Genomic DNA, 13386 nt, shown 5'->3' with positions numbered 1-13386 from the left:
GAGGAAATTAAATGAAGAACCTTTTAATTATTGACAGGTTGGATTATCAAAAGCGGCAAGCTGAATTTTTGAACTTGATGAATGAAACTTTAGGCGGAGATAATCATATCGTTTATACAGCCTATGAAGATGATACCATTCGTAAAGTCAGAAATTATAAGCTGGTCGGATCTTTACTGCAGCATATTTTGTATTGGAAGAAATCCTATGACTATGCCAAGCAAATTTTAAAAGATGACTACGATAATATCTATTGCATTAATCCCATTGTGGGGATTTTTTTGGGGTTGAAAAACAAAAAAGCTAAAATTAATTTGGGCGGCTTTTTATTTGAGCCTAAAAAGAATAAATTGTATTACAAGTTAAGAATTTTATTTACCCAAAAATCCTTAAAAGGAATCAGCAAGGCCATTGTTTATGGTAAGAGGGAAGTTGGATATTACGCCAAAATTTTTGGTATAAATAAATTTAAATTTATCAAATACGGCATTGATTACGATAATGCTACACCCTATACCAAGCAAAAATTGCCTGAAAAATATATCTTTTCCGGCGGTGGCAGTAATCGCGATTATCCAACCTTAGTTCAGGCTTATAATAATTGTACCAATTCCTACCCCTTAGTAATTGCGACCCAGCCTTGGCGGTTGAATGATTTAGACACTGATAAAATTAAAGTCTTGTCTGATGTTGTTGTCGAAAACTTTGGTAATGTGATGGGAAGATCCCAAGTCTTAGTGCTTTCCTTGCGCGATGATGAAATTTCAGCCGGACATATGGTAATGTTCCAAGCGATGAGCAATAGGGTTCCGATTTTGGTTAATGATATTCCTGCCATCAGAGATTATGTCTCTGAAAATGAGGTTTGCTTTTATGAATCGGAAAATATTGCTGATTTGACAGCTAAATTAGAAGCTATTAAGGCCAATGAAGCTAAATATCAGCAGTTAGCCGCAAATGCCTATGCAAAGTATCAGCAGGAATTGACTTTTAAGGCATTCTTAAAGCGGTTTATGCAGGCTTAGGAAAGGGAAAAACATGAAAAAGAGAATTGAATGGATTGATTTAGTCCGTGCTGTAGGCATGCTGCTGATTGTCGTGGGGCATAGTCTGGGACAATATACAGGAACTTATTTAGGTAAAGTGATTTTTGCCGTCCATGTGCCTTTATTTTTCGTAGTGTCAGGATACCTATATAAGCAGCAGGCGACCAAAGTAGTGGTTAAAAAAGGCTTCTTTAATTTGCTGTTGCCTTATATGGCAACTTCAATCTTACTATATATCGCTTATTTTAACTGGCACATCTTCCCCCATGGGTTTAGCCAGTTAACGCTAAGCAACCGGCAATTTTTATTGGAAGTAGCAGCCGGCTTAGGAACATCGACCAATTATGGGCATTTATTTGTACCGTCAATCGGGGCCATTTGGTTTTTATTAGCCATGTTTACCGCAGATATTATCTTTAATTTTATTGTTAAAGTGCAAAGACAGGTTAAAATGCGGTATTTAGATGTATTGTTGACGCTGATTTGCTGTGTAATTGGTTTTTGGACAGCCAAATATATTAGTTTGCCCTGGGCTTTTAATGCGACTTTAATCAGTCAACCTTTTTATTTATTTGGCAAGTATTTGCGGCAAAACGACTTGCTTGAACAAGGTAAAGCGGCTTGGATGTTCTTAGGTATTTTGTTATGGCTTTTTTCAGCCTATAAAGGCTTTTTCTTCATTAATATCGGTTATGCAGCCAATCCTCTTTGGGCAATGCTGGGTGCGATGGGCGGTTCATATGCGCTGATGTATTTGGCCATGGTAGTGACAAGAAGCGGATTTAAAGTAAAATGGCTTAACCTGTATGGGGCATTTTCGATAATTGCCTTGTGTTTCCACTTAATTGATATCAAAGCCATTACGCTTAGCAGCGTAATTTTCAATAATCTTAATGCTCATTATGGACCTGTACTCGCTACAGTCGGTATGTCAACGTATCGTATTTTGTTAACCTTTGCAGCCTTGCTGGTTGTACCCAAAGTGCCTTTTATCCGGTCATTTTATTTACACCGCAAATATCCCTTTAAAAAAATAATTAGTTAAAAAGAGCGCGATTTTTAAATCGCGCTCTTTTTGAATTATTTTTTTTCTTTGATAATATAGATTGGCCTTTTTTTAACTTCGGTAAAAATTTTGCCGATGTATTTACCAATGATACCTAAAAACATGAGCTGGATTCCGCTGATAAATAAAATGACGCAAATCGTTGAAGTCCATCCTGTCGTAGGATCGCCGCCATGGATGATGTAGCGGACAATGATAAAGATAATGGCAATCCCCGAAAGAAAGGCTGAAATAAAGCCGGCAAAAGTGGCTAAATCAAGCGGAAATTGGGAGAAGTTAATAATGCCATCAATTGAATAGGTGAAGAGCTTCCAAAAACTCCAGCTGGTTTGACCGGCAGCCCGTTCACGATTGGGGTATTTCAGATATTTGGTGTTAAAACCGACCCACGAAAAAATCCCCTTGGAAAAACGGTTATATTCTGACATCTCTAAAACGGCATCCACCATTTGCCGGGTCATTAACCGAAAATCACGTGCGCCGTCAACCATTTTGGTATCAGAAATTTTATTAATCAGCTTGTAAAAAAGCTTGGCGAAAAAAGATCTGATGGGCGGTTCGCCACTGCGGGTTGTCCGACGGGTTCCCACACAATCGTAGCCTTGGGCAAGATATTTAAACATTTCCGGCAGCATATCAGGTGGATCTTGCAAGTCTGCATCCATCACGGTGACATAATCGCCGGTGGCATTTTTAAGGCCGCAATAAAGGGCGGCTTCTTTGCCAAAGTTACGGGAAAAAGAAGCATAGTGAACGTGAACCGGGTCTTTCTGGTTCAATTTTTTCATGGCTGTTAAGGTGCCATCGGTTGAGCCGTCATTGATAAACCAATATTCCAGTTCAATATCAGTCAATTGGGGCTTGATTTTTTCAACAGCTTGATAAAACAAGGGAATCGTTTCTTCTTCAAAATAGCAAGGAACAATGATTGATAATTTTTTAGTCAAACTATTAATCTCCTTTCACAAGTTATGATTATTTAAAAATTGCTTGATAGCGGTCAGCGATAAATTGCCAACTGTAAGCATCTTTAATCCGCTGTTTAGCTTTTTGACCAAATTCATCAATTTGGGCGGGGCTCATTTGATCGGCCTGGTCAATTAAATGGGCCAAAGAGCCTGCTTCTTTGCTCCAGTAAAGTGCAGCATCTTGGCCAACTTCTTCGTTAAAACCAACGTTTAATAATAAGTTTAATTTGGTTGAACCTAAAGCTTCCAGTAAGGAAGGGTTAGTTCCGCCAACAGAATGGCCATGGAAGTAGCCATAGGCATTTTCACGGATTTTCTTGAGCAATTCCTGGTTATAGACGGTGCCCACAAATTTAATCCGGTGGTCTTGTTTGAAATGCAGTTTTTCATCTAATTCAGCCAAAAACTTATCATCTTGGGTTGTGATAATAGCCAAATCTTTTTGGCTGTGCGATTTCATGAATTCACGAATCATGGTTTCAAAATTGTTTTCCGGAACAAAACGCCCAACGACGAGATAGTAGTTAAAAGGTGTAAGACCTTTTTGGCTGAGCCAGGAAGTAAAAATTTCATCGTCATCTTTAAATTTAGAAGGATAAATATCAGAACCGTAGGCAATAAAGGTTGTGTTAGGATGATATTTAGCATATTCTGTTTGGATATATTTTTCAATGTTAACAGAGTCGCAAACCAAGAGGTCAGCATGCTTAACCATGCCGGCTTCGGAAATTTTCCAATATTTGCGGACGGGTTTAGACCATTTGGCCCGCATCCATTCATGACCATCAGGGTTAACCAAAAGTTTACCGCCTAATTGGTGAACTTGTTTAACATAAGGCCCGATAAAAGGTCCGATACGGCAGGCTAAAACGTAGATGATTGGATTTTTAATATGATTTTCTTTGCATTGTCTGATGCATTCTTTTAAGGAAGCTAAATCATAATAGATAGCTTGAGCTGAACCTAATTTTTCGGGAACATTAATTTTGAAACAGTCGGCATTATAGTAGGTAAAGTGGTCTTCATCAAGCGTTACTGCCTTTGGCAGCTTACTTTCGTCCATGAAGCCCTTGCCGTTTTTTTTGCAGGCAATATGGTATTTAATCTGCTGGTTGTTTTGGTGGTATTCCAAAAGTTTTTCCAAAAAGGTTTCGTAACCGCCGTAGTTGCCGATACCTTTGGCACCAATAATATAAACGTGTTGTATCTTTTCTTCCAAAATTATAAATCCTTCCGTTGTTAATTTAAACTAAGTACTCTAAAAAATTTACCTGTTATATTTTAGCATATGATAAACGAAAAAAAAAACACACCATAAAGGTGCATTTTGGAAATATTAATAATAGTGACTGTCTTTAGCGTAATCAAGGTTGGCTAAAGCAGCCAATAAAATAATATTAAATGAAACATCATAAAGATGTTGATCGATTAAAGAACTGATTGCCACTAAGATTAAGACAATTTCAAAAGCATATAATCTTTGCTGCATAAATTTTTGGGATAAATAAACCAATAGGCCGATAAAAATCAAAAAAGTAACGGCGCCAAACATCATTAAAATTCTCAGATAAGAGCTGTCAATGTAGAAATAATCAGCCAATTTCTCAGTACTGCTGCCACCAAAGCCCTGTTGCGGAATAGGCTGGCCCAACAAGGTAACGTTATATTCTTTGAAAGCTCTGTTTCCTAGGGAAAGACGGTTGGAGAAAATTTTGTTGGCAAGCGTAAAGAGGGTACTGTGATCACGATAAAGGTAAGAAGCACCTACTAAAACGGCTACCAAAGCTCCTAAAAGCACCGTAATGCCTTTATTGGTAACTTTTTCCAAAATGAAGGCTACCTGCTTATAAAAGATAATTGCTAAAAGTAAAAGCGCCATCACCAGTAAATCAACCCGGGTGTGTGTAACCGTATAAGTTAAGACAATTACAGCTAAAAAGCTGATTTTTTCGGGTAAGGACAAGGCAAAGTTTTTGAATAGAGCATAAGCGGCTAAAAGATAAAAAAATCTAGCGGCTAAATCGGTAGGGTAATTCATTCCCAAAGCAAAGGTACCGTTGGCCTTGGTAAATGAAAGGTTAGGAATGATACCGAATTTAGCTAAACTAAAGACAAGAAGCAAAGCAACCGTTGTGGTGGCAAAAAAACTGGCGGCGATATATTTAAAGTTGACATTTTTAGCGGCAATAAGCAATAAGAAGTAGTAGAAAATATCATATCCTAAAGCTAAGGTCGCACTTTGCCACAGCAAAACGCCGACAAAAATCGTTAAGAGCCATCCGCTAATGCTTTTGTCATCAAATAGAAGGACTTTTAAGACGGCCAAGATACCAGCGATAATTTGGACTTTACCCACAACAACGCTAGAAATTTGATGGTTATAAAGCATTGTTCCTTGAATAAAATTAGTTAAAACAATTAATTCAAAGGACACAAAGAAGATAGCATCAGCCAGCCAGGGAAATTTGGCTAAAATCCGCTGACCAAAGGGTATTTGATAAGTTTGATTCATGATATCCATGATTATTTCCTCCTAATTTTAGCTAAGATGAGTTTAGCTTTACCTAAAATAGTTGGTTTTAACAGCAAAATAAGCAGGCCGTAAATTAAAGCCCCGACTAAAACTTCACATCCAAGGGCTAAAATCATGAAGAAGGTATTTGCAAAAGTAAGCTTGAGTGATATGCCTAAAACCACGACAAACATGATGAAACCTGCTAAAAGATATTTAGGCGTATTCAAGAATAGTTGGTGCATCTCAAGCTGCTTTCTGACATGCCATAATTGATAAACAGTAACCACCAACTCTGAAAGGACGGTCGAAAGAATCGCCCCATTTAAACCCAATAGATAGATTAAGGGAAGGTTTAAAATAAGGTTCGTTACAGCACCTGAAACGACGGAATGGGTGTAAATCTTGATTTGATTTGTCGGCAGCAGATACTGCAAACCTAAGACATTACTCCAGCCAATCAGCAAAATAATCACCGCTTCGATGCAAACCGCCAGACCGACTGGTTTAAACTCAGGACCATAAAAGAGGGGAGCCAGGTTTTTGCCCACCGCAGCCAGGCCAAAAAACATCGGAATTGCGATAAAGGAGACAAAGTCAAATGATTCAGCCGTCATTTGTTTAACCGCGGCTTTGTTACCATCGTGAAAAGCATTGGCTACGTGAGGCAGCATAACAGTGCCGGTCGCCGTGACGATGGTTAAAACCAGTTTGACTAAGTTGTCTGACCGATCATAAAAGCCGGCCACATCACTGCTAACCATACCCCAAAGCATCGTTTTATTCAAAATTTGATAAACCTGCGTGGCAATTTGCGGGATAAATAAAGCAACGGTTGGCTTGAAATGGTTGAAAGGTCTTAATTTTTTCCATTCAACTTTACCTAGAGTCTTTTTCAAATAAGGCCACAAGGTTAAATTACCGCCTAAAGTAGATCCGGCCATAACTAGGATATAAAGCCAAGTATCACTGGCTTGGTGGATAAAAATAAAAATTAAGGCAACTGAGGTTAATTTAACCAGGGTATTACGCAAAACGGTCTTTTTGAAATCTTCCAAGCCCATATACAGCCACGAAATATCAAAGGCAGCTGCAACCAGATTGATAGACTGAATCCACATATATTCGCGATAAGTCGGCATCAGCGTCAAGTAGATAATAAAACTGCCGTAAGCTAAGGTGACCATGATCATTTTTAAAATTTGGATTTCCCAAAAGACCTGGGTCATTTTAGTCTTGTCATCTCTGACGTAGGCAATTTCACGGTTGCCATACATGCCAATCCCAATCGATCCCAAAAGAATGAAATATTGGATGGTAGAATAGGTGGCGGTGTAAATACCAATACCGTGTGCACCGATTACCCGTGAAATATACGGTGCGGTAATCAGCGGCAGGATGACGGCCAGCAATTGATAGCCGGCATTGTAAAAATAATTTTTGATAACTTTCATTGAAACACTTACCTAAATAGTTGATTGAATTTGACAGTCTTATAAAAAGCTAATTGCTAAGTAAGACAGCCAGTAATATAATAGATACGATTGTGTTAAAATGGTTTAAAACCACTAATAACATATTATACACTATCTTGGCTTAGGTTTTAATATTAGAATAAAAAAAGCCATTGAAATTAATGTGTGGAGGAATTTAAAATGACCAAGTATTTAGTAGTCGGTGCCGGCCTTTTTGGCGCCACATTTGCCCATGAAGCAGCCAAACGCGGCCACCAAGTAAAAGTAATCGAAAAAAGAGACCATTTAGCTGGTAACATCTATACCAAAGAAGTTTACGGTATTCAAGTTCACCAATATGGCGCCCACATTTTCCATACTTCAAATAAGGAAGTCTGGGACTATGTGCAACAATTCGCTGAATTTAACCGCTACACTAATTCACCAGTAGCCAACTTCAACGGTGAAATCTACAACATGCCATTTAACATGAACACCTTCAATAAGATGTGGGGTGTGGTTACACCAAAGGAAGCCATGGCTAAAATTAACGAACAACGCCAAGAAATGGCTGGCAAGGAACCACAAAATTTGGAAGAACAGGCTATTTCTTTAATTGGCCGCGATATTTACGAAAAACTCGTTAAAGGCTACACTGAAAAGCAATGGGGCCGAAAAGCCACAGAACTGCCGGCCTTCATCATCAAACGTTTGCCAGTGCGGTTGACTTATGACAACAATTACTTCAACGACTTGTACCAAGGTATTCCAATGGGCGGCTACACCCAAATCGTTGAAAAGATGTTGGACAACGAAAACATTGCAGTTGAAACCGGAGTCGACTTCTTTGACAAGAAAGACCAATACTTAAAAGACTTTGACAAGGTTGTCTTCACCGGGATGATTGATCAGTTCTTCGACTACAAGTTAGGCGAACTTGAATATCGTTCTTTACGCTTTGAAACGGAAGTCTTAGACGAAGATAACCACCAAGGTAACGCTGTGGTTAACTACACAGATGCTAAAACACCATACACGCGGATCATCGAACATAAGCATTTTGAATTTGGTAAGGGCGACCAGGATAAGACGGTTATTACCCGTGAATATCCAGCTGACTGGAAGCGTGGCGACGAACCATATTACCCAGTTAACAACAAACGTAACAATGACATGTATCAAGCTTATAAAGAATACGCCCAAAAGAACGCGGCAAATGTCATCTTTGGCGGACGTCTGGGCCAATATAAGTACTACAACATGGATCAAGTGATTGCAGCAGCTTTGGAAACTGTTAAGAGCGAATTTAAGGACTAATTTGTCTTTAAAGTGTAACTGGAGTTTTCAGCCAGCTTTTGATAGACTAGGAAAAGATAGATTAAACTACGGAATCTGACTGGAATTGAGGGTGAATAAGACTTGTATAGTAATCGAAGTAATCGTTGGATGAAACACTTGGATTTTACGATACTGGATATGCTGGTTATGCAGCTGGTATACGTCATTTCCTTTATTGTTCGACATGGTTTGTTAAACCCATATGCAAGACCTGTCTATCATAATGGGGCTTTAATTATGGCGGTAGCAGGCTTTGTTTTCTCGGTGTTATCGGAAAATTATCGCAATATCTTAAAAAGAGATAGTATTAAAGAATTAAAAGAAACCGTTAAATACGTTTTAGCCATGGTAATGCTACTAGCTTTGTATCTTTTGATGACACAAACAACTTACTGGTATTCGCGAACCGTCTTTGTGCTGCTGATTATTATTGGCATTCCGGCAATTTACGTGGAGCGGTCACTTTGGAAAAAAATCATCTTAAGACAGCGCCGCAAAAATGGATATGCTAAAAGAAGAATGATTTTAGTCACAACCACGGACTGGGCTAAAGACACCAAGGAACGGCTGGAACAAAAGTCGTTAGGTGATATTAGCGTCTCAGGTTTGGTTTTAACAGATGGCGCTTATCAAACAGGTGACTTATTTAACGGTGTTAAAATTGTCGGTAGTATTGCTGATTTTACCGATAATATTGTCAATGACTTAGTTGATGAGGTTATGTTTGTCTTGCCTAAGGGGCAGACAGCACCGGAAAATGTGTTAGATGATTTGCTGAACATGGGGATTACGGCCCACATTTCGATTGCTGAACTGTACCATAGTGAACGCGGAATGCAGACGGTGGAAAAAATCAGTGGTTATACGGTTATTACCCAAACCATCAAAATCGCTTCCAGCTTCCAGCTGGCCTTAAAGCGCCTGATGGATATCGTGGGTGCGCTGGTTGGCTTAGTTTTCACCGGTATATTAGTGATTATTATCGGCCCGATTATTTACTTCTCTGATCCCGGTCCTATCTTTTTCTCACAAAAAAGAGTTGGTAAAAATGGACGTCTCTTTAAGATTTACAAGTTTAGAAGCATGTATCAGGATGCTGAGGAACGTAAAAAAGAGCTCATGAGTATGAATACCGTTGATAGCGTTTTGATGTTCAAAGCAGATAATGATCCGCGAATTATCGGTTCAGGCAAAGACGGCTCCAAGCATGGAATCGGCTGGTTTATCCGCAAGACATCCTTGGATGAATTTCCGCAATTTTGGAATGTTTTGCGCGGGGAAATGAGTCTGGTGGGAACACGGCCGCCTTTGGTTGACGAATGGAAAAATTATGAAAAACACCACCGGGCCCGCCTGGCTGTTCGTCCTGGGATTACGGGAATGTGGCAGGTCAGCGGCCGGTCTGATATTACCGATTTCGAGGAAGTTATCAAACTTGATATGAAATATATCGATGAATGGTCTATTTTTGAAGATATCAAAATTCTCTTTTTGACAGTCAAAGAAGTCTTTAGCGGTGAAGGATCCAAATAGGATTAAGGACCAGGGTATAAGATATGAACAAATTAAAGCAGTTTTTTGATATTACGATGTTAAAATTTATCCTGGTTGGGATTGTGAATACTGCAGTCGGGATGGGGGTTATGTTTTTATTTTATAACCTCTTTCATTTCAACTACTGGATTTCTTCAGCCTCCAACTATATTGTTGGCAGTATTGTGAGTTATTTTTTGAATAAGTATTTTACTTTCCAAAATAAGTCCAAGGATGCTAAAGTCATCGTAAAATTCATTATCAACATTACAGTGTGCTACTTGGTCGCTTACGGCGTTGCTAAACCTGTAGTCGTTTACCTCTTTAGCTCCTTTAGCCAAAGTGTCCAAGATAATGCGGCTATGTTGGCCGGTTCCATTTTCTTTGTAGGATTGAACTATATCGGACAAAGATTTTGGGCCTTTAAACAAGATTAAAAGTAAAGCCAAATCAAATGAATTGATTTGGCTTTTTTGTATCTAGACTTCCAGTCCTGCTTTATTGGAATGTCGGTATGCTTTGCGTTATAATTAAAGCATTAAAATAAGTGAAGGAGAGACATTTAGATGGCACATATTAATATTGTCACCGATTCATCAGCCCAACTGACTGCTCAAGAAATTAAAGATAATCATATTTTTATCGTTCCGCTATCGGTTGAACTTGATGGCATTAACCATGTGGATGGTGAAACGATTACGCGACCCGAATTAGTTGAAGCCTTGCGCAAAGGGATTATTCCTAAGACAAGTCAGCCACCGATGGGCCGGTTTATTGATGTCTTTGAAAAAGCCGGCGCTGACGGCAGCGAAGTTTTGGCGATTATGATGTCTGATGTTTTAAGCGGCACTTATCAAACCGCTTGTGCAGCTGCCGAAATGGTAGACGCTTCAGTAACAGTCATCAATAGTAAAGAAACGGATCGGGCTTTGTCTTTCCAAGTCTTGGCAGCTGTTGAAGATGCAGCTAAAGGCAAGTCCATTGCAGAAATCAAGGAGCATTTGTGGGATATCCACTTGCGGTCTACCACTGATGTTTTAGTGGATAACCTTGACTGTTTGGTTGCTGGCGGACGTGTCAGCAAGATGGCCGGTCTTTTAACCAAAATGATTAATCTCAAAGTTGTGGTCAGACTTAGGGAAAATAGTCTGGATGTGGTGTATAAAGGCCGCAGCCGCAAAGCTTTTGTCAAATATTGCCAAAGCCTTGAAAAATACCATACGGATAACCCAATTGAGGAACTATCCTTATCAAATGTCGGCACCGATCCAGAATTTATCGAGCGTATCAAGGATCGTATGCTTCCTGAAGGCAGTAAAGATGCTCGTTATATTTCAGAATTGACCAGTCCGATTATTATGACTCATACCGGTTTAAACGCTATCGGGGTTATTACTTTAACTAAGAAGCCCGAACCAGAAGAAAATCGCTAAAAAAAGACACTAGCTTGGTTAAGCTAGTGTCTTTTTTATTTGACAAGGTTGATTTTTGAACTTACTTTCGACTGATTTTTTTAGGTAGGCTAGCTTTTTTCTTTGGGAAAGCGAGCTTTTAAGCCCCACAAGATCGAAACCGTATCGACCAATTCCTGGCATAAGGCTCCTACTAAAGCCGGCAAGACGCCTGTTGTAGCAATAAGCATTAAGACAAGGCAGATAAAAATACCTAATAAGACGGCTTGTTTAGTGATTTTCATAGTATCTTGGGAAATTATGACCGCCTTGGCGACCTTGCTTAAATCATCCTTCAAAATAACGACATCGGCCGATTCACTGGCAGCACTAGCTCCATTTGCGCCCATCGCAATGCCTACATCAGCGCAGGCTAAGGCGGGAGCATCGTTGACACCGTCGCCAACCATGATGACAGGACGCAATTCTGGCGGGATATCGTTTAAAGCTTGAATTTTGTCTTGGGGAAGCAGTTCCGCTTTTACTTCATCAAGTTCGGCTTCTTGGGCTATTTTACGGGCGATTTTTAATTTGTCGCCGGTCAGCATCAAGCTTTTTTGGATACCGTGAGCTTTTAAAGCAGCGATTGTTTGGCTGGCTTCCGGCCGAATTTGATCAAGGAAGGTAATGTATCCCAAAAGTTTTTGATTATTAGCGACATAGATAGCGGTTTGATTAGGACTTTCGTCAAGGTTTTCGGGGGCAACATAGCTTTTTTTGCCAACGGTGATTTTAGCCTGATCAATCCAAGCTGTTACCCCATGGCCGGTATCTTCTTTTAGCTTATCCGGAGCCAAAAGCGGAATTTTTTGTGCTTTAGTGTAGGCCACTAAGGATTTAGCCAAGATATGATTAGATGATTGTTCCGCGCTGGCAGCTAATTGCAACAGCTTTTCAGCGGAAACGCCCGGCTTTGTTTTGACATCATGGACAGTTAAAGCGCCCTTGGTGATAGTGCCTGTTTTATCAAAGGCTGCCGTTTTAGCAACGGCTAATTTTTCTAAAACATCACCTGTTTTAATGATAATCCCGTTGCGAGAAGCACGGCTCATTCCTGAAACCATTGCTACTGGGGCTGCCAAAATTAAGGGGCAAGGAGAAGCAACCACCAGGACTTCAGCGAACCGGACAGGGTCTTTGGAGAAAAACCAAGCCAAGCCGGCAATGACAAAGGCAGCTAACGTGAAAGGCAAGGCGTAGCGGTCAGCCATTCTGACAAAATGACTCGGTGATTTATCGGCTTCTTGGACTAATCTGACCAGCTGCTGATATTTGCTGTCTTTGGCAGTCGCGGATACGAGCATGGTCAAGGCTTGATCGCCATTAATGGAACCTGAATAAATCAGGTCTTTTGGCCCTTTAAAAACGGCCAAAGATTCGCCTGTCAGAGATGATTCATCCAGGAAGCTTTGGCCGACTAAAACCTGACCGTCAAGCGGGACGACCTCACCAGGGCGGACGAGAATTTTTTGGCCGACTTGAACCTGGGCGACATCTGAGTCTATCGTTTTGCCGTGATCAAGGACATGGGCTATTTTGGGTGAATGGTCGAGTAGACTTTTTAGTTCAGTATGAGCTTTTTTTGAAGCGTAATCTTCCAGCGAATCGCCGCCAATCAGCATAATTAAAATAATCATAGCGGCAAAATATTGGCCGACGCTTAAGGTTGAGATAATGGCGGTGATAGCTAAAAGGTCTACGCCATAGTCGCCATTTTTAAGAGATTTAATCATTTCGCTGAGCATTGATAAAGAAACAGCAATGCCGGCGATAGTAATTAAAATTTGGGCAGCTAAGGGCTGGTGTAGGATAAATTCTAAAATAAGGGCAATAACGCTAATCGATAAGGTAATGATTAATTTAGTTGTATGTTTCATTTTTAAGCACCTCCGCGGCTTCGACTATTAAGGTAACACTTTTTACTCCCAAAGTAAACTAAAATGATTCTAAATGAGAACAGTTATCAATTGCTGTTAAATGGTTTTTGTTTGCATTGAAATAAGGTGATGATACCAAAG

The 13386-nt window shown here is 39.8% G+C and carries 11 protein-coding genes; 6 read left to right on the top strand and 5 right to left on the bottom strand.

The window, feature by feature from the left end; translation table 11 throughout:
* Positions 1 to 11 precede the first annotated feature (11 nt).
* Complete coding sequence (locus BMX26_RS00135; RefSeq protein WP_075529455.1) at positions 12 to 1025, top strand: glycosyltransferase; 1014 nt, start codon at positions 12 to 14, stop codon at positions 1023 to 1025.
* A gap of 13 nt (positions 1026 to 1038) precedes the next feature.
* Positions 1039 to 2091 carry an acyltransferase family protein gene (locus BMX26_RS00130; protein WP_075529454.1) on the top strand — a complete coding sequence of 351 codons (1053 nt, stop codon included), beginning with the start codon at positions 1039 to 1041 and terminating at the stop codon, positions 2089 to 2091.
* Positions 2092 to 2126: 35 nt separating this feature from the next.
* Here the strand turns inward: BMX26_RS00130 and BMX26_RS00125 are convergent, their stop codons facing one another.
* From BMX26_RS00125 to BMX26_RS00110, 4 genes are all read right to left on the bottom strand, one after another.
* On the bottom strand, positions 2127 to 3059 hold the full coding sequence (locus BMX26_RS00125; RefSeq protein ID WP_075529453.1) for a glycosyltransferase family 2 protein: 933 nt from the start codon (positions 3057 to 3059) through the stop codon (positions 2127 to 2129).
* A gap of 28 nt (positions 3060 to 3087) precedes the next feature.
* Positions 3088 to 4299 carry a beta 1-4 rhamnosyltransferase Cps2T gene (gene cps2T / locus BMX26_RS00120; RefSeq protein ID WP_412771376.1) on the bottom strand — a complete coding sequence of 404 codons (1212 nt, stop codon included), beginning with the start codon at positions 4297 to 4299 and terminating at the stop codon, positions 3088 to 3090.
* A gap of 117 nt (positions 4300 to 4416) precedes the next feature.
* Positions 4417 to 5601 carry a hypothetical protein gene (locus BMX26_RS00115; RefSeq protein WP_075529451.1) on the bottom strand — a complete coding sequence of 395 codons (1185 nt, stop codon included), beginning with the start codon at positions 5599 to 5601 and terminating at the stop codon, positions 4417 to 4419.
* Between the two features lie 2 nt (positions 5602 to 5603).
* Entirely contained in the window at positions 5604 to 7046 is a 1443-nt protein-coding gene (locus BMX26_RS00110; protein WP_075529450.1) for a flippase, read from the bottom strand.
* A 201-nt stretch (positions 7047 to 7247) separates the two neighbouring features.
* Here BMX26_RS00110 and glf point away from each other — a divergent pair, with 201 nt between their 5' ends.
* The 4 genes from glf to BMX26_RS00090 all read left to right on the top strand — a co-directional run bounded on the left by glf (position 7248) and on the right by BMX26_RS00090 (position 11350).
* Positions 7248 to 8363 (top strand): UDP-galactopyranose mutase, encoded by a 1116-nt coding sequence (gene glf / locus BMX26_RS00105; protein ID WP_075529449.1) that lies wholly within the window; start codon positions 7248 to 7250, stop codon positions 8361 to 8363.
* Positions 8364 to 8492: 129 nt separating this feature from the next.
* A complete protein-coding gene (locus BMX26_RS00100) occupies positions 8493 to 9917 on the top strand; it encodes a sugar transferase (protein ID WP_075529448.1) in 1425 nt (474 codons plus the stop codon).
* A gap of 23 nt (positions 9918 to 9940) precedes the next feature.
* Positions 9941 to 10354 carry a GtrA family protein gene (locus BMX26_RS00095; protein ID WP_075529447.1) on the top strand — a complete coding sequence of 138 codons (414 nt, stop codon included), beginning with the start codon at positions 9941 to 9943 and terminating at the stop codon, positions 10352 to 10354.
* A 129-nt stretch (positions 10355 to 10483) separates the two neighbouring features.
* Positions 10484 to 11350 (top strand): DegV family protein, encoded by an 867-nt coding sequence (locus BMX26_RS00090; RefSeq protein ID WP_075529446.1) that lies wholly within the window; start codon positions 10484 to 10486, stop codon positions 11348 to 11350.
* An 89-nt stretch (positions 11351 to 11439) separates the two neighbouring features.
* Here the strand turns inward: BMX26_RS00090 and BMX26_RS00085 are convergent, their stop codons facing one another.
* Positions 11440 to 13245 carry a heavy metal translocating P-type ATPase gene (locus BMX26_RS00085; RefSeq protein ID WP_075529445.1) on the bottom strand — a complete coding sequence of 602 codons (1806 nt, stop codon included), beginning with the start codon at positions 13243 to 13245 and terminating at the stop codon, positions 11440 to 11442.
* Between the last annotated feature and the right edge of the window lie 141 nt (positions 13246 to 13386).

Origin of the sequence: Ligilactobacillus sp. WC1T17 (genome assembly GCA_900110005.1) — a bacterium.
Taxonomy (GTDB): Bacteria; Bacillota; Bacilli; order Lactobacillales; family Lactobacillaceae; genus Ligilactobacillus; species Ligilactobacillus ruminis_A.
The sequence above is the reverse complement of the archived record's forward strand: the minus strand, read 5'-3'. Positions and strand labels throughout refer to the sequence as shown.